Source organism: Hydrogenivirga okinawensis (assembly GCF_055385515.1).
Map to the genome: position 1 here is coordinate 1,296,030 of NZ_AP042386.1, position 14,922 is coordinate 1,310,951.

General features: G+C 48.8%; 14 protein-coding genes. 8 read left to right on the forward strand and 6 right to left on the reverse strand.

Annotated features, from left to right (window positions below; all coding sequences use genetic code 11):
• Positions 1–11: 11 nt before the first annotated feature.
• On the reverse strand, positions 12–2,477 hold the full coding sequence (locus tag ACZ483_RS07500; protein WP_464323555.1) for an AMP-binding protein: 2,466 nt from the start codon (positions 2,475–2,477) through the stop codon (positions 12–14).
• A gap of 17 nt (positions 2,478–2,494) precedes the next feature.
• Here ACZ483_RS07500 and ACZ483_RS07505 point away from each other — a divergent pair, with 17 nt between their 5' ends.
• The 3 genes from ACZ483_RS07505 to era are packed head-to-tail and all read left to right on the forward strand — an operon-like array spanning position 2,495 to position 4,483.
• On the forward strand, positions 2,495–2,950 hold the full coding sequence (locus tag ACZ483_RS07505) for a Mut7-C RNAse domain-containing protein (protein ID WP_464323556.1): 456 nt from the start codon (positions 2,495–2,497) through the stop codon (positions 2,948–2,950).
• Between the two features lie 10 nt (positions 2,951–2,960).
• Complete coding sequence (locus ACZ483_RS07510) at positions 2,961–3,572, forward strand: phosphoribosylanthranilate isomerase (RefSeq protein ID WP_464323557.1); 612 nt, start codon at positions 2,961–2,963, stop codon at positions 3,570–3,572.
• Positions 3,569–4,483 (forward strand): GTPase Era, encoded by a 915-nt coding sequence (gene era / locus ACZ483_RS07515; protein ID WP_464323558.1) that lies wholly within the window; start codon positions 3,569–3,571, stop codon positions 4,481–4,483. The genes ACZ483_RS07510 and era overlap by 4 nt, the downstream gene beginning before the upstream one ends.
• Here the strand turns inward: era and ACZ483_RS07520 are convergent.
• Positions 4,468–5,118 (reverse strand): hypothetical protein, encoded by a 651-nt coding sequence (locus ACZ483_RS07520; RefSeq protein ID WP_464323559.1) that lies wholly within the window; start codon positions 5,116–5,118, stop codon positions 4,468–4,470. The two genes, era and ACZ483_RS07520, sit on opposite strands and share 16 nt — an antisense overlap.
• A gap of 38 nt (positions 5,119–5,156) precedes the next feature.
• Between ACZ483_RS07520 and ACZ483_RS07525 the strand changes: the two genes are divergently transcribed.
• The gene (locus ACZ483_RS07525; RefSeq protein ID WP_464323560.1) at positions 5,157–5,366 is read left to right on the forward strand and encodes a hypothetical protein; all 210 of its coding nucleotides are present in this window, start codon (positions 5,157–5,159) and stop codon (positions 5,364–5,366) included.
• 1 nt (position 5,367) lies between these two features.
• Here ACZ483_RS07525 and ACZ483_RS07530 read toward each other — a convergent pair whose 3' ends face one another.
• The gene (locus tag ACZ483_RS07530; RefSeq protein WP_464323561.1) at positions 5,368–8,427 is read right to left on the reverse strand and encodes an efflux RND transporter permease subunit; all 3,060 of its coding nucleotides are present in this window, start codon (positions 8,425–8,427) and stop codon (positions 5,368–5,370) included.
• Positions 8,428–8,607: 180 nt separating this feature from the next.
• On the opposite strand from ACZ483_RS07530, the gene ACZ483_RS07535 reads away from it, so the two are divergent.
• Entirely contained in the window at positions 8,608–8,769 is a 162-nt protein-coding gene (locus ACZ483_RS07535) for a hypothetical protein (protein WP_464323562.1), read from the forward strand.
• Positions 8,770–8,882: 113 nt separating this feature from the next.
• Here the strand turns inward: ACZ483_RS07535 and ACZ483_RS07540 are convergent, their stop codons facing one another.
• From ACZ483_RS07540 to ACZ483_RS07550, 3 genes are read right to left on the reverse strand one after another with little or no spacing between them, the layout of a single operon-like run.
• Complete coding sequence (locus tag ACZ483_RS07540) at positions 8,883–9,980, reverse strand: efflux RND transporter periplasmic adaptor subunit (RefSeq protein WP_464323563.1); 1,098 nt, start codon at positions 9,978–9,980, stop codon at positions 8,883–8,885.
• Positions 9,977–11,155: a TolC family protein gene (locus ACZ483_RS07545; protein ID WP_464323564.1), complete on the reverse strand. Its 1,179-nt coding sequence runs from the start codon at positions 11,153–11,155 to the stop codon at positions 9,977–9,979. Before ACZ483_RS07545 ends, ACZ483_RS07540 begins: the two co-directional genes overlap by 4 nt.
• Positions 11,156–11,200: 45 nt before the next feature.
• Positions 11,201–11,539: a hypothetical protein gene (locus ACZ483_RS07550; RefSeq protein WP_464323565.1), complete on the reverse strand. Its 339-nt coding sequence runs from the start codon at positions 11,537–11,539 to the stop codon at positions 11,201–11,203.
• Between the two features lie 105 nt (positions 11,540–11,644).
• On the opposite strand from ACZ483_RS07550, the gene ACZ483_RS07555 reads away from it, so the two are divergent.
• From ACZ483_RS07555 to feoB, 3 genes are read left to right on the forward strand one after another with little or no spacing between them, the layout of a single operon-like run.
• On the forward strand, positions 11,645–11,860 hold the full coding sequence (locus ACZ483_RS07555; RefSeq protein ID WP_464323566.1) for a FeoA family protein: 216 nt from the start codon (positions 11,645–11,647) through the stop codon (positions 11,858–11,860).
• Positions 11,861–11,873: 13 nt separating this feature from the next.
• A complete protein-coding gene (locus ACZ483_RS07560) occupies positions 11,874–12,596 on the forward strand; it encodes a hypothetical protein (RefSeq protein WP_464323567.1) in 723 nt (240 codons plus the stop codon).
• Positions 12,597–12,605: 9 nt separating this feature from the next.
• Positions 12,606–14,693 carry a ferrous iron transport protein B gene (feoB, locus tag ACZ483_RS07565; RefSeq protein ID WP_464323568.1) on the forward strand — a complete coding sequence of 696 codons (2,088 nt, stop codon included), beginning with the start codon at positions 12,606–12,608 and terminating at the stop codon, positions 14,691–14,693.
• Positions 14,694–14,922 lie beyond the last annotated feature (229 nt).

Here is a 14,922-nt window from a genome sequence, read left to right on the forward strand (position 1 = left end):
CTCATTATCAATTACAACTTCTTTTCAGACATCAGAAGTTCCCCGACACTCCTTTTCAGTTCTTCGGTCAGCTCCTCGTAGCTCTTCCCGTTCGGATATATAGGCTTTCCTAATTTCACCTTTATCTTTATAGGCTTAGGGAACCTGTCGTATATGGACATAGCCTCGTATGCCCCTATCAGGGCGACTGGAACTATAGGAACTTCTAACTCCCTCCCGAGTATAGCAACTCCCTTCTTGAACTCCATCAACTCTCCTGTCCTCGTTCTCGCACCTTCGGGAAATATAACTACCACCTTTCCCTTCTTCAGAACCGTTGCCACCTTCTGAAGGGATTCCTTTAGCTTCCTGTTCACATTCACCGTTATCACGTGGGCGAGCTTTCCGAAAAGGGAGGTTATCGGATTCCTGAAGTAAATCTCCTCTCCTAAGAAGTAGGTATCCTTTCCCACCTCCTCGGGAAGGACGCTCGCAAGGACGAAGGCGTCTAAGTAGCTCGCGTGGTTGGGAGCAAGGATGAAGGGCTTGGGAGGGAGGTTCTCTATCCCCTCCATCTCTACTCTGTTGTAGATCTTGAAGAGCGCCTTAAGGATCAGCCTCCCGAGACGAAATACAAGAGGATAGTCAGGAAGGTTGAAGTCGGGAGCCTTCTCCAAGATCTCCTTCCAGCTCACACCCTTTATCTCAACTCTCTCCTTCCTCTCCTTCACGAGCTCTATCAGTTCCCTAACCGTCGGATTTTTGGAAAGATCCTCCTCCGAAAGGCTAACTCCGAAGGAGTTTTCTACAAAACTTAGGAGCTCTACCTTTCCGAGGGAGTCGAGACCTAAATCAAGTTCTATGTGGGAGGAGGGTAGAACCTCTTTACCTGTCTCCTTTCTCAGGTAGTCCCTTATGAGCCTCCCCTCCTCGCTCTCAAAGATGGAAAGGTCTTCCTTCTCCTTTTTCACGCTCTCTGCTCTACTGTAGAGGTCCGGGAGGAGGAACCTCCTGAGTTTTCCCAACCTCGTCTTGGGAAGCTCCACCTCCACTATCTTGAAGCCGGCTATCCTCTTCCACTCAGGGAGTTTTCTGTTCACCTTATCGATCACGTTCCACTTGAGAGTTTCGTATAGATTCACTATTCCGAGCTCCTTAGCCTTCTGAAAGTCAGGATATATGAGGGCGTGGAGCTTGCCGTTTACCTCTAAGATACCTACCTCCTTTACGAGATCGCTCTCCTTGAGAATGAGGCTCTCTATCTCTTCGGGATTTACGTTCTTCCCCGTTCCCAAAACTATGATCTCTTTTTTTCTTCCCGTTATGTAAAGGTATCCATCCTCGTCCACATATCCGAGGTCTCCCGTGTAGAACCATCCCTGTCTTATAACCTCTGAGGTCTCCTTAGGCTTGTTCCAGTATCCCTTCATCACGTTGGGACCTCTAACGAGAACCTCTCCCTCATCCGATATCCTCACCTGAACGTTCTTTATGGGAAGACCGACCGATCCTAACTTTATCCTGTCGGGAGGGTTGAAGGTGACTATCGGGGAGGTTTCGGTAAGACCGTAACCCTCGAGCACCGTGAATCCAAGGGTAACGAGATCTCGGGCGATCTCAGGATCGAGCTTCGCTCCTCCGCTTACCATGTACTTGATGTTTCCTCCAAAGGTCTCGTGAACCTTAGAGAAAACCCTCCTCCTGATGCCCTGAACCTCTATGTTCTCCATAAGTTTAAAGAGGAGCTTTGCGATGAGGTTCTTCTCTATCCTCTCCTTTATCCTCTTGTGGAAGAGGTTGTACAGTCTGGGAACGCCAACGAGTATTGTTATCCGGTAGGTCTGGAGCTTTTGGAGTATGTCTTCGGGAGTTAACTTATCCAGGAATACGATCGTTGCTCCGATATGTAAGGGGAGCAACACGGTTACCATAAGCGGATAGGAGTGGTGGAATGGTAGTATGGCGAGGGTGGAATCCTCCTTTGCGGCTATCCCTGCTTCCGCCACACCCTCTATGTTTGAAAGAAGATTCCTGAAAGTGAGCATGACCCCCTTAGGTTCACCTGTAGTTCCCGAGGTGTAGAGGAGAAGAGCTATATCTTCTGGTTCCCGGTGCACTACCTTGTCCTGAGGCTTCGGTAGCGTTATCCTGTCAAAATTCAGAACCTCAATATCTTTTCCAACGACCTCGATGGCCTTCCTTAAGTTTCCCTCCGTCTGATCCGAGCAAAGGGCGATCTTAGGCTCCGAGTCTCTAATAACGTAAGCTATATCCTCAGGACCCGACATAAAGTCCACGGGGACCGCTATTCCTCCTCTCCTCCACGTCGCGTAAAGGGAATATATCCACTCGGGCCTGTTCTCTGAAACGATGAGAACTCTTTCCTCTGGAAGAATTCCTATCAAACTTCCAAAAGAACCTATGTTCTCTATTAACTCGGAGTAACTTATTTCCCTCCCACCGTATATCAGAGCAGTCTTCCCGTGATCCCTCAGCATTATTTTAATAAAGATAAATGAAATTTCTTTTGGAGAGCAACCTTTCCAAGCTCGCCAAATGGCTAAGATTCTTAGGGCACGATGTGAAGGTTATAGAAGGTCCGATAAAGAAGGAAGAAATAGCTAAGAATCAGGACAGAATCTTCATAACAACCTCCACGAGGTGGGAAGAAACGCTCAAGAAGGCGGACATTAGGTACCTCGTAGTCCCCAGACATGACTGGGAACTTCAGCTATGCATGGTTGTAAAGCATTTTAGTCTCAAGCCGGAGCTCGCCTTAGACAAGTGCGCCTACTGCGGTACCGAGCTTATACCTGTCAAGAAGGAAGAGGTGAGGGAGAGAGTTCCACCCAAAGCCTACGATACCGCCTACGACTTTACCCTATGTCCTAAGTGTGATGCCCTCTTCTGGAAAGGGACCCACTACGAGGGGATGGTAAGGATGCTTGAGCGAGCACTCAATAGGTGTTAGATTACTCCCGATGGTTAAGGTGAAGATCTGCGGGATAACGACCTTAGAGGACGCCCTCTTTGCCACCGAGAGAGGAGCGGACTACGTGGGACTGATACTCTATCCAAGGAGCCCGAGGTTTGTTCCGAAAGAGAAGAGGAGGAATATTCTCGAAAACCTGAAGGGTGTTAAGAAGGTGGCAGTAATGGTAAATCCCTCCGAGGAGGAAGCTCTTGAAGCCCTTGAGGAGGGCTTTGACCTTATTCAGCTCCACGGGGAGGAGGATCCCGAACTTGCCGAGGAAATAGGCTTTGACAGAGTCATAAAGGCTTTCAGAGTTAGAGACAGAGCGCCTGAGATAAAGGTTATCTGGAAAAGAGCCCATGCCATACTCTTAGACACCTATTCGGAGAAAGCCTACGGTGGAACAGGAAAGAGTTTCAACTGGAACATAGCTGAGGAGATCGTTGAAAAGGGCTTTAAAGTCATACTCTCGGGAGGCTTGAAACCCGAGAATGTAAGGGAGGCTGTACTGAAGGTGAGACCCTTCGGTGTGGACGTCTCCTCGGGAGTAGAGTTAGAGCCGGGTGTTAAGGATAAAATGAAGATTGAGAGGTTTATAAAGGAGGCTAAAGGTAAATGAAAGTTGGTTACGTTGCGATAGTGGGAAAGCCAAACGTGGGAAAGTCCACTCTTTTGAACAACCTGTTAGGCAGGAAGGTCTCGATAGTAACACCAAAGCCTGGGACGACGAGAATAAGGGTTCTTGGCGTCAAAAACATTCCCGAAATTGCCCAGATCGTTTTCTTGGACACTCCCGGAATATACCAGCCGAAGGGATCCGATGCCCTTGGTAAGGCGATGCTCCAGATGGCTAAGCAGAGCCTCGAGGACGCGGACGTTATCCTCTTCATGATCGATGCTGAGGAGGGATGGAGAAAGCGGGACGAGGAGGTCTTTCAGAACTACGTAAAACCACTCGCTGAAGAGAAGCCCGTTGTCCTCGTGATAAACAAGATAGATAAAATAGGACCCGCGAAGAACGTCCTGCCTCTTATAGATGAGCTCCACAAGAAGCATCCAGAGTTTAAGGAGATAGTTCCAATCAGCGCTCTAAAAGGAGCGAACCTTGAAGAGCTTGAGAAGACGATACTCAAATATCTCCCCGAAGGAGAGCCCCTCTTCCCCGAAGACATGATAACCGACCTTCCTCTCAGACTCTTAGCCGCGGAGATAGTTAGGGAAAAGGTTATGCTCCTTACGAGGGAGGAGGTTCCCACAGCGGTGGCGGTCGTGATCACGGAGATAAAGCCCGGAGATGCAGATCCCAACGTCCTCGTGATAAGGGGTGAGATAATCGTGGACAGGGAGAACCTCAAGCCAATAATTATCGGGAAGAAGGGACAGAGGCTAAAGCAGATAGGGAAGCTTGCAAGAGAAGAGCTTGAACTCATAACCAACAGGAAGGTTTACTTAGAGCTCTGGGTGAAGGTGAAGCCCGACTGGAGGAAGAGACCCGAGCTCGTGAGAACCTTCGGCTACCTCTTGGAGTGATCTCTCCTCTTTTCCAAGATCATACCCACCAGCGGAGGGAGCCAGCAGAGGTTGGCGGCTATCGTCTCCAAAGCTACGAAGAGGTTCGTCGTTGGAGAAAAGCCCAAGAGCCTCGCGGTGAGCAATCCAAGAGGAACTATGAGAATGACAAGGAGGCTTGTCAGCATCACGGGGTTTTTGACGTACTTTAAGGAAGCCCTTTTAAAACTCCCTTCGTGTCTGTACATGTAGATAAATCCAGAGACATTCGCTCCTATCTGGTCGCTCATGGCGTAGAAGTAGGGTATGTAAAAGCCCTCCCATCCATAAACGTTGACTCCCAGTAACCTGCTCCCGAAGTCTATCCACCAGGGGACGGTCATGCCTATGAGTTTCCCCCAGCCGTAAGCCTGAGCGAGGGAGTGGGTGGCTCCTGAAAGCTTTTTCTTTATAGCAAAGATCCCTTCCAAGATGCTCTCTCCCTCACCCGCGAGAGTTCTGACGAGCCACTCGCCTACGGGATTCTGTTGAAAGCCGAGCCTGTCAAAGAGCCAGCCCAAGCCGAGCCCGCCCGCGAACCCAGCGAAGGTAAACTTTATGAGCTCTCCGAACTCCTCCTCTTCCTCAAGCTCGTGTTTCTCCTTCTTCTCCTCCACAGCCTTTCACCTCCAGGGTGCTATATTAGAGGGGACAGGTGATAACTATCATCTTCGGTGTCGCCGGTTTTATGGGAATATTCATGTTCCTGATAAATAAACGGATAGACACGCTCGAAAGAAGATTCGATGACGTGAACAACAGATTTGATAACGTCAACCGGAGGCTTGACAGGATAGAACAGGACATCCGTGAGCTTCGCCAGCTTCTTTACAAAGCCCTTGGTGAGCCGAGCAGGAAGGACTGAGTTAGCCACGGGGAAACCTCCTGTAAACGCTCTCGTAAACCGCGGGGAGGATTACGAGGGTAAGAAGGGTCGAAGTGAATATTCCACCCACCACAACCGTGGCGAGGGGCTTCTGAACCTCAGAGCCTATGTCCCTTATTACGAGCAGAGGGATAAGTCCCATGAAGGTGGTTATAGCGGTTATGAGTATGGGTCTTATTCTGAGGATAGCTGCTTTCCTGACCGCTTCTCTTATGTCAAGTCCGTTTTCAAGTAGCTGGCGTATGTAGGTTACGAGCACCACTCCGTTGAGCGTCGCTATGCCGAATATGGCTATGAAGCCTATAGCCGACGGGACGGACAGGTTGAAGCCAGATATATATAGAGCGACTATACCGCCGATCACCGCAAAGGGGACGTTAAGCATGACTACCAGGGCGTCCCTTATGGAGTTGAAGTTGAGGTAGAGCATTACGAATATGAGGAAGATAGAAACGGGAACGGCAACCGAGAGCCTCTTCATAGCCCTCTGCTGGTTCTCAAACTGACCTCCGTAGGTTATGAAGTATCCCGTAGGAAGATCCAACTCCTGCTCTATCTTACTCCGGAGTTCCTCAACGAAACCTCCTATGTCCCTTCCCTCTACGTTAAGCATTACAAGGGAGAACCTTATGTTGTTCTCCCTCCTTATAACGAAGAGTCCTGGCTCTATCCTTATGTCCGCCACGTCTCCGAAGGTGAGGAGTTTCCCGTCCCTCTCAAAGAGGGGGATGCTCTTGAGCTTGCTTATGTCTCCTCTGAAGTCCTCTGGCAGGGTCATGACTATCGGGAAGAGGAGCGTATCCTGTTGAAGGACACCCATCTCCGCACCGCCGAGGGCGTACTTGATAACGTTGAGAACCTCTTCGGCGGTAATTCCGAATCTCTCAAGGGTCTCCCATTTGGGATAGACCCTTAGCTGGAGCCTTCCCGCCTGTATCTCCTTTTGGACATCCACCGCACCGGGAACGCTCTCCGCTATCTCCTTTACCCTGTCCGCAAGCTCGTTCAGGAGCTCAGGATCCTGACCGAATATCTTTATGGCTATATCCGCCCTCACTCCCGACAGGAGCTCATCTATCCTCATCTTTATCGGCTGTGTGAATCCCAAGGAGGCGGGAACCCACTCTAACCTCTCCCTGAGTATCTGGTTGAACTCCTCCCTCGTCTTGAAGCTCTCCCACTGGTCCTGAGGCTTCAGGATTATCCACGTCTCTATGTAGTTCACGTCCGCCGCCTCGCCTTTCTCCGCCCTTCCGATGGTGGAGTAGGTTCTTATAACCTCGGGGAACTTAAGTGCCTCCTTCTCCATAGCCATAGCTACCTTCTTTCCTTCCTCCAAAGACACGTTGGGGTCAAGGAAAGCCTTAACTATCACCGCTCCCTCCTCAAGCTCCGGTGCGAACTCCGTCCCTACCCTCGTCAGGAGAAAGAGGCTCAGAATGAAGGAGATGAACACGCCCACGAAGAGGGGGACGCGCGCCTTGAAGGTTAGCTCAAGAACTCTGTCGTAAACCCTGTGTATCAAGTTCATCAACCTGCTGTAGGTCTCCTTGCCCGGTGTGAGGAAGTAGTAGCTCAAAACCGGTATGAAGGTGAAGGCTATCAGTAGAGAGCCGAGGAGAGCGATTATGAGCGTCAGAGCCAAAGGCTTGAAGTACTTACCCTCAACAGACTCAAAAACGAAAATGGGAGAGAAGACTATAACTATTATGAGAACTGCAAAGAGGACGGGTCTCCAGACCTCCTTGACCGAGTCCAAGACCACCGAGAACTTCAATCCGTCCCTCTTCTCCGTCAGGTGTCTGTAGATGTTCTCAACTATGACGACCGAGGAGTCCACGAACATGCCTATACCTATCGCGAGACCTCCTAAGGTCATCAGGTTTCCGCTCATGCCCGTTTCCTTCATCACTATGAAGGCGACAAGGAGAGTTAAGGGAAGGGAGGATATGACGATGAGCGACGCCCTGAAGTTGCCCATCAGGAAAGCGGTAACGAAAGCAACGAGGAGCATACCGCTGAAGAGTGCCTTCTGGATTGTGGAGACCGCCTTCTCGGTAAGATACGCCTGATCGTAGAGGTGCTCTATCTTCACTCCCTCCGGGAGTATCTCCTGTATCTCCCTTAGCTTCGCCTTTACCTTATCCACCACCTCCTTGGTGTTCTCGTATATCCTCTTTACGACTATGTTTCCCTGAACCTCCCTCCCGTTCATCGTGAAGGCTCCCCTCCTGTTGGGAACCTCACCTTTTACGACTCTCGCCACGTCCCTCAGATAGACGCTTACCCCCTTCTCCTCATCCACCTTTATGGGAATTCTGAGGAGATCCTCCTCCGAGTAAACCCTTCCGAGACCCCTCACAACGAGGTCTCCCTCCGCGGACTGGTAGAAGCCTCCGCCCACGAGGAGGTTGTTTCTTTCGAGAGCCTCTAAGAGGTCTTCCATCGTTATCCCGTAGGCTATGAACTTATCTGGGTCAGGAACTATCACGTAGGCGAGCTCGGGACCGAACTGGACTATCTCCTCAACACCTCCTACGCTCATTATGAGGGGACGGGCAACCCACTGCTGGAAGATGGACTTTAGCTCCTGATTGGTGTACTTACCACTCGTGTCGTGCAGGACGTAGAGGAGAGCGTTGCCTAAACCAGTCGCGTTGGGTCCCATGACCGGGTTGAAGCCTTCGGGGACTCTCTCCCTCGCGTCCGGGAGCTTCTCCATAACGAGCCTTCTGGCGAAGTAGATGTCCGTTCCCTCCTTAAAGTAAACGGAGACGTAAGAGAGGGCAGGCAGAGACACGCTCCTCACCAGAACGACGTCCTTCAGTCCGTTCATCACCGATTCAACGGGGATAGTTATTAGAGTTTCCACCTCCTCCGCGGAGAGACCCGGAGCCTCCGTGTATATGTTTACTTGAACAGGTGTAGGATCAGGGAAGGCGTCTATGGGTAGCTTCTTGAAACTATAAACTCCGTATATTACGGTGCCCACGAGGGCTATAAGGACAAGCAATCTGAATCTGAGTATCGTCCTAAACATCTCTTACCTCCGATAAAATGGTTGGTGTGAAGAACTTCAAAAAATTGAACCGTTTCTTCGGAGAAACTTTCAAGAATTTCGGAGTAGGTGTTATGGTAGGTTCGTTAATCCTCAATATATCTTCCTCAATTCCGCGGGATACCCTTACGCAGTTGTTTTTTCTTAGAGTGGTCTTCGTAATTGTGGGAGCTATGCTATATACGTATAGAGAGTAAGGAGAACTGGGATTTCCTTGTATGGATAGTTCTTGCGGGTGGAGTCGTTCTTTTTCTGTCTTACGTAATTCTCGGTGGCGTAGTCTATCTCCTTGATAAGAAGGAAGCAAAGACCTCCCATAGATAAGCCGTGGATAAAACCCTGATACTGATGGCTCTCGTCGGGACGTTATCCCTACGGATACTATACGCTCTCGTTTACCCCTACGAAAGGAAGCGTAGGGGAGAGGTTTCGTAACCTCAGTGGGCATGTCCGCCTTCCTCCACTCCGACGAGCTTCGTCTTTAAAAAGACCGTTCCGCTCACCGCCACCTTCTCACCTTCTTTGAGTCCCTCAAGAACCACGTAGTATCCGTCAAGCTCTCTCAGAACCGTTATGTCCCTCGGCTCAAATCCATCGTCTATCCTAACGAAGACCACCTTTTTGCCCTCTATCTCCTGAACCGCGCTCTTGGGAACGAGTATCGCGGGCTTGCCCTTAGTTCTGACGAGAAGGTTAACGAACATGCCGGGTTTAAGCAGGTGATCTCTGTTCTTGGCGATGCATCTGACTTTGACTCTCCTCGTCTTTCTGTCAACCTCATGACCTATGTAGTCTATTGAGCACGGAAGACCGCCTTCGGCGGTGAGGATGGAAGCCCTCATACCTTCTTTTATCTCCCTTGCCGATTTCTCATCCGCCCATCCGTAAACCCAGACGACCTCGTGGGAGTGAATTTTGAAGAGTAGGCTGTCCAGGCCGACGCTGTCTCCGAGGGCTACCCTCTGGTCAACCACGTATCCGCTTCCGGGAGACCTCAAGAGCAGGTTGTAGCCCTTTATCTCCCCATAGCTCCGGAGTTTGGACAGGAGCGCTTCATACTCTCCCTTAGCCCTTTCGTACTCCACCATGGAGTTGTAAAAGCGCGTGTACTGGATGACCTTCTGGTTGTAAAGTTCTCTGTCCCTCTCAAAGACCTTCTTGGCGCTCTCCATCCTCACCTTTGCCATCTGAACTTCACCTATCAGGTTGGCAAGCTCCGGGGAGTATATTTCCGCGATCGGTGCGCCCTTCTTTACGTAGTCCCCTTCCTTCACGTAGAGCTTCCTGACCAGTCCCTCAACGGGGCTGTAAACCGCGTAGTTTAGGAGAGGGTTCTCCTCCACCTCGGCGGGTATCTTTATAGCCTTTCCCGCAGGCTCCTTCTTCACCTCGTAGAGCTTTATTCCCAGATCCCTTATCTGGGAGTCGGTCAGGTGAATTTCCTCTTTCCCGTGTTCCTCTCCTTCATGTTTGTGTTCCTCTCCCGCAAAGGCTATTATTGAGAGGGCAAGTCCTATAAAGATAGTTTTCCTCATCTCTTCCAACCTCCTATCTCTATGAACTCTGCGTAAGTCTCGTGCATGGCTGAGAGAAGCTCAGCCCGGTTTATGAGAAGCTCGTAATACCTCCTCCTGACGTCCGAAAGCTCAAGGAGAGTTATGACCCTCAACCTGTAGCTCCTTATTGCGAGGGAAAGCTCCTCCCGTGCGCGGGGGATGACCTCCCCTTCAAGTTCTTCAAGTTCCTTCTGTAGGACTCCGAGCCTTATCTTTACCGACTCAAGCCTGTTCTTAACCCGCAGGAGCTCGGCCTCAAGCTGTCTCTTCAGCGCTCTCTTAAGTGCGACATTCTGGAGTATTTCACCCTGCCTGCGGTAGAAAACAGGAAGCTCAAAGGTGAGAGAACCTCTGAATCCGTAATATTCCCCTTCCGAGTCCTCTACCACAAATCCTGCGGCGAGCCTCGGCTTTGCCAAGGTTTTTTCCAGCTCTATCTGTCTCTCAACAGCCTCTATCTTCTTCTTTATAGAGACGACGGCGGGTAAGCTCTCTATATCTACCTCTCTCATAACTGCCTCGGCGGTAAGCTTACCCTCAACCTTTCCGACCTCTTCCCCTATTAGACGGGAGAGTTCCTTAAGGCTCGCCTCATACTTGGAACGTGCCACCCTGAACTGAACCTCCGCTATGCTCCTCTCCCTCTTCGCTCTCAGGAGTTCGAGCTCAGTTACCTCTCCCAACTCATAGGCTTTTTTGACGAACTCCTCCACATCTTTGGCAGTTTTGTAATTTTCCTTCCATATCTCCGAGAGCTCTTTCAAAAAGAGGGAGTTGTAAAAGCTCCTATAGACCTGAGCAAGTATCTCTCTCTTTCGGGCTTCCACAAGGTGCTCAAAGGCTTCCTTCTCCTTCCGAACCACGTTCCTCGCTTTACCCCTCACGCCCCACAGTGGTATGGGCTGGTTGAACTCCAAGAGGTAGAGCGCCCTGCCTTTGGGCTTTCCATCTTTGTCGTTGGTCAGGAAACCGCTTTCCAATCTTGCCTCCGGGTTGGGGAATGCAGTGGCAGCTCTTTCCATTCCCTCGAAGACCCTGACCTCCTCCTCAAGAGCCTTGATTTGGGGATTCTTCTCCAGAGCTGTATTTATCGCCTCCTCAATCCCTATCCCAAAACTCAGACTTGCAATCAGAAGGAGTAAAGGAATAAACATACTCTCACCTCCGAATTTAATCGGTCTTAGAAATGAACGATGTAATCAGATAAGCAGTCGGACGGTCTTTACAGGACTATCGAAGGATTTTACTTTCTCACGAGTGAAGTTTATCTTTCTGAATGCCAAGGGGTTCAAATCTACATAGGCCGGCTTGTTAACCGCAAAGCTCTTGTCTTCTATAGATATCTTAAAGATCTTTACTTCTGAGAGGAGCTTTATATGAATTTCCTCTTTATCATCCGGGGATTGAGGATAATCCTTTTCAAGATGAACTACACCCTCCTTCATGTGAATGCATAGAGTGCTTGGAACGAACTCTTTCAGGGAGAAAGCAGAAAACAGGAACACAAGCAAAAGGAGCACGGAAAGTTTACTCCGCATGGAATGTATTATAACCCTAAAGACTTCGAAGGTGACAGGCTCGTTCCTTCTTGACAAGCAGATTTTGAGATTGTATCTTAATATCAATCGAAGGAGGTCGAAGGAATGGATATGGAGACTGTTCCCTTGGGTCAGGAGTTCACCGTTAAAGCTGTAAAAGACAGGGAGAATCCCATAGTTAGAAAGCTATACGCCATGGGACTCAAGGAAGGGAAAAAAGCAAAGCTACTTCTCAAAAACGGCAGGGTTTACCTGATTCGTCTGAACAACTCGAGACTTATAATAGACAAGGATCTGGCTAAGTTCATAGAGGTCGCCTGAGAGCGTCCTGTAAATGAGATCCCGTCTCAAAATACTTGTCCTCTTGCTTTGCAGTAGTGCCTCCTTCTCCTTCTATCCCTTCACCGGAGAAGATGCAGGAACGATAGGGGAAAGGTTTGGTTTTGAAGTGGAAAACGACCTCGCCTACTTCCGTTATTACGATGGCTCTTATCAGCAGGATTACGTATTCCAGATAGCGACGGGCCTGCGTAAGAACCTGGATCTTGCCCTTTTCGTTCCCTACTCAAAGATATGGGATGGTGAGAGTATCGATGGTGTGGGGGATATGGGTTTTTTCCTCAAGCACATTCCCTATCAAAGGGATTTAAAATTAGGCTACAAACTTCAGGTAAACTTCGATACAGGGAAGGAAAGTATAGGCTACGGAAAGACGACGGTAAACCTCAATCTGATATGTGAGTATGAAAGGGGTGAGATAACTTACAATGTAAATCTGCTCTACGTTAAAGCTTCCCACATAGAGAGTTTGAGGGACTCTTATGGGCTGACTATGGCCATGTTTGCGGACTATAAACATATGATCACATACGGTGCCGAGCTTGCCGTCTTAAGTCCCGAAGACAGAGACGTTGATAAACTCGACACCCATTTAATTTTAGGTTTAGTTTACCATCTTAAAAGCACCGATCTGAGCCTTGGCATACACAAGAGTTTTAACAGAGATCCCTCCTTTGCTGATTACGGTTTGCTCTGCGGTGTAAAACACTCCTTCTGAGGTAAGGGTATGAAAAAGGTTATAAAGGTCGCCATAGCAGGAAACCCCAACGTCGGGAAAACAACTATTTTGAACCAGATAGCCGGAACGTCCTTGAAGGTTGGGAACTGGCCCGGAGTTACGGTAGAGAAGAAGGAAGCTTACGTTAAGTTCGGTGATTACGAAATTCACTTCGTTGATCTCCCTGGCATATACACCCTCGAACCGGTCTCAGAGGATGAAAGGATAGCTGTCAACTTCATAAAGGAAGAAAAACCCGATGTTATCCTTAACATAATAGACACACCCAACATAGAGCGAGGATTTCTGCTAACTACAGAGCTACTTGAATTCGGAGTGCCCATGGTCATCGCCCTTAACATGATAGATGAGGCTAACAGACTTGGCATAGAGGTGGATGAGAAAAGGATAGAGGAACTGTTAAACGTTAAGGCTATAAAAACAATAGGCAGGACAGGCGTAGGTGTAAAGGACATAATCCCTGTTATAGTTGAGGTTTACGAAAATAAAATCAACCCTAAGCCTGTAGTTTATTCCGACGAAATTGAAAACGCGCTGAGCAAGATTTCCAAATCAATTGAAAATAAGAATGTTAGCAAGCATGAACTTTTAAAGATGCTTTCAGAAAGAGATGAATTTGCAGAAATAAGGAAAGAGCTCGAAAGCAAGTTCGGAAAAAACATCTACGACATTATCAGCGATGAGCGATACGCCTTTGCCCACGGTCTCTTTGCGGAGGTTGTTAAGAGAAGAGGTGTTTCCGCCAAAGACATAACCGACAGTATAGACAGAATGGTTCTCCATCCGTACATCGGCTTTATCGTATTCATAGCTGTTATCTACCTTACTTTCAAGCTCGCCTTCGACTTCTCCTCGCCCTTTGTAGACTGGATCGACGGCTTTATAAACGATTTCTTGGCTCCCCTAACCTTCTCAGCCCTTAGAGCGTTCAGTATGCCCGAGTGGTTTCTCAGGTTTTTCTCCGAGGCTGTTGTTGGAGGTGTAGGCTTCGTTCTCACCTTCGTACCCCTCATAGCTTCCCTTTACTTCTTCATAACTTTCCTCGAGATGTCGGGTTACATTCCGAGGGTAGCCTTCCTTATGGACAGATTCATGCACAAAATAGGACTACACGGGAAGAGCGTAATCCCCCTCATACTCGGATTCGGTTGTAATGTCCCGGCAATAGTAGCTACGAGAACCATGGAATCCACGAGGGATAAAATCCTTGTCATCATGATGATACCCTTTATGAGCTGTCCCGCAAGGCTCGTTGTCTATGCCTTTTTCGTTTCTATATTTTTTAAGGATCATCCAGCTCTCGTTATAACCTTCCTCTACCTTCTCGGTATAGGCGTTGCTCTCCTAACTGGTTTCCTTCTGCGAAAGACTGTTTACAAAGGTGCGATGTCCCACTTCGTTATGGAACTTCCTCCCTACAGGATGCCTTCTCTCAAATCCGTTCTTACGATAGTTTGGGTTCACGTAAGGGATTTCCTTTACAGAGCGGGTACCTTGATATTCGGAGCCTCCATAGTTATATGGCTCCTTCTAAACATACCTCCGGGGGTTAAGAATCCGGGAGACAGCGCTGCAGGGAATATAGGAAAGGTGCTCGTGCCAATATTCGAACCGATAGGAATAGACAACTGGAAGGCAACCACCTCGCTAATACCCGCCTTCCTCGCAAGGGAGATAGTTATATCGTCCATGGGAACCATATACACTGCTGCGGAGGGTATTCAAGAAGAGCCTTCCTATGAATTTAGAGCCGGGGAGGCTTTTAAGGAACAGATAGTCGGACTCGGAGAGGCTTTTAAGGACGCTCTCACATCACTCCTTACCCTGAGCATAACCACCCTCCAGGTAGAGGAGGAAGAGGAAACAGGTCTCAAGGAGATTATAAGAAGAGACTTCACACCGGCCTCTGCTATGTCCTTCATGGTCTTTATCCTGATATACACTTCCTGTTTGGGAACTTATGCGGTTATGACAAGGGAGATAGGCAAACTGAGAGCGACACTCTTCCTCGGATACAGCTTCGTAGCGGCGTGGATAGCCTCTTTTGTAGTGTACAGGATAACAAGTTTATTCTAAGGAGGAGGGGCAGCGGCAGCCACTCGAATCTTGTTCCTCCAGTATACCGCCCCTAAGATTCGAGTCTATTCCAGTTTTAATCGTAAGTTCTTAAATTCTAAGCGTCAATGCTTAAATTTTTCGTTAATTTCACGTATTTTTAACGTTAAATAAACATCTTGTATTAACACATAACCGACCTTTATTATTGTTCGAAGCCTTTATTTAGGAGCTGATATTGGAGGAATCG

What these genes read in the sequence shown, in the direction of transcription:
- ACZ483_RS07500 (WP_464323555.1), bottom strand. Translation starts at nt 2,477, where the DNA reads ATGCTGAGGGATCACGGGAAGACTGCTCTGATATACGGTGGGAGGGAA.
- ACZ483_RS07505 (WP_464323556.1), top strand. Translation starts at nt 2,495, where the DNA reads ATGAAATTTCTTTTGGAGAGCAACCTTTCCAAGCTCGCCAAATGGCTA.
- ACZ483_RS07540 (WP_464323563.1), bottom strand. Translation starts at nt 9,980, where the DNA reads ATGAGGAAAACTATCTTTATAGGACTTGCCCTCTCAATAATAGCCTTT.
- feoB (WP_464323568.1), top strand. Translation starts at nt 12,606, where the DNA reads ATGAAAAAGGTTATAAAGGTCGCCATAGCAGGAAACCCCAACGTCGGG.
- ACZ483_RS07510 (WP_464323557.1), top strand. Translation starts at nt 2,961, where the DNA reads ATGGTTAAGGTGAAGATCTGCGGGATAACGACCTTAGAGGACGCCCTC.
- ACZ483_RS07560 (WP_464323567.1), top strand. Translation starts at nt 11,874, where the DNA reads ATGAGATCCCGTCTCAAAATACTTGTCCTCTTGCTTTGCAGTAGTGCC.
- ACZ483_RS07530 (WP_464323561.1), bottom strand. Translation starts at nt 8,427, where the DNA reads ATGTTTAGGACGATACTCAGATTCAGATTGCTTGTCCTTATAGCCCTC.
- ACZ483_RS07550 (WP_464323565.1), bottom strand. Translation starts at nt 11,539, where the DNA reads ATGCGGAGTAAACTTTCCGTGCTCCTTTTGCTTGTGTTCCTGTTTTCT.
- era (WP_464323558.1), top strand. Translation starts at nt 3,569, where the DNA reads ATGAAAGTTGGTTACGTTGCGATAGTGGGAAAGCCAAACGTGGGAAAG.
- ACZ483_RS07555 (WP_464323566.1), top strand. Translation starts at nt 11,645, where the DNA reads ATGGATATGGAGACTGTTCCCTTGGGTCAGGAGTTCACCGTTAAAGCT.
- ACZ483_RS07545 (WP_464323564.1), bottom strand. Translation starts at nt 11,155, where the DNA reads ATGTTTATTCCTTTACTCCTTCTGATTGCAAGTCTGAGTTTTGGGATA.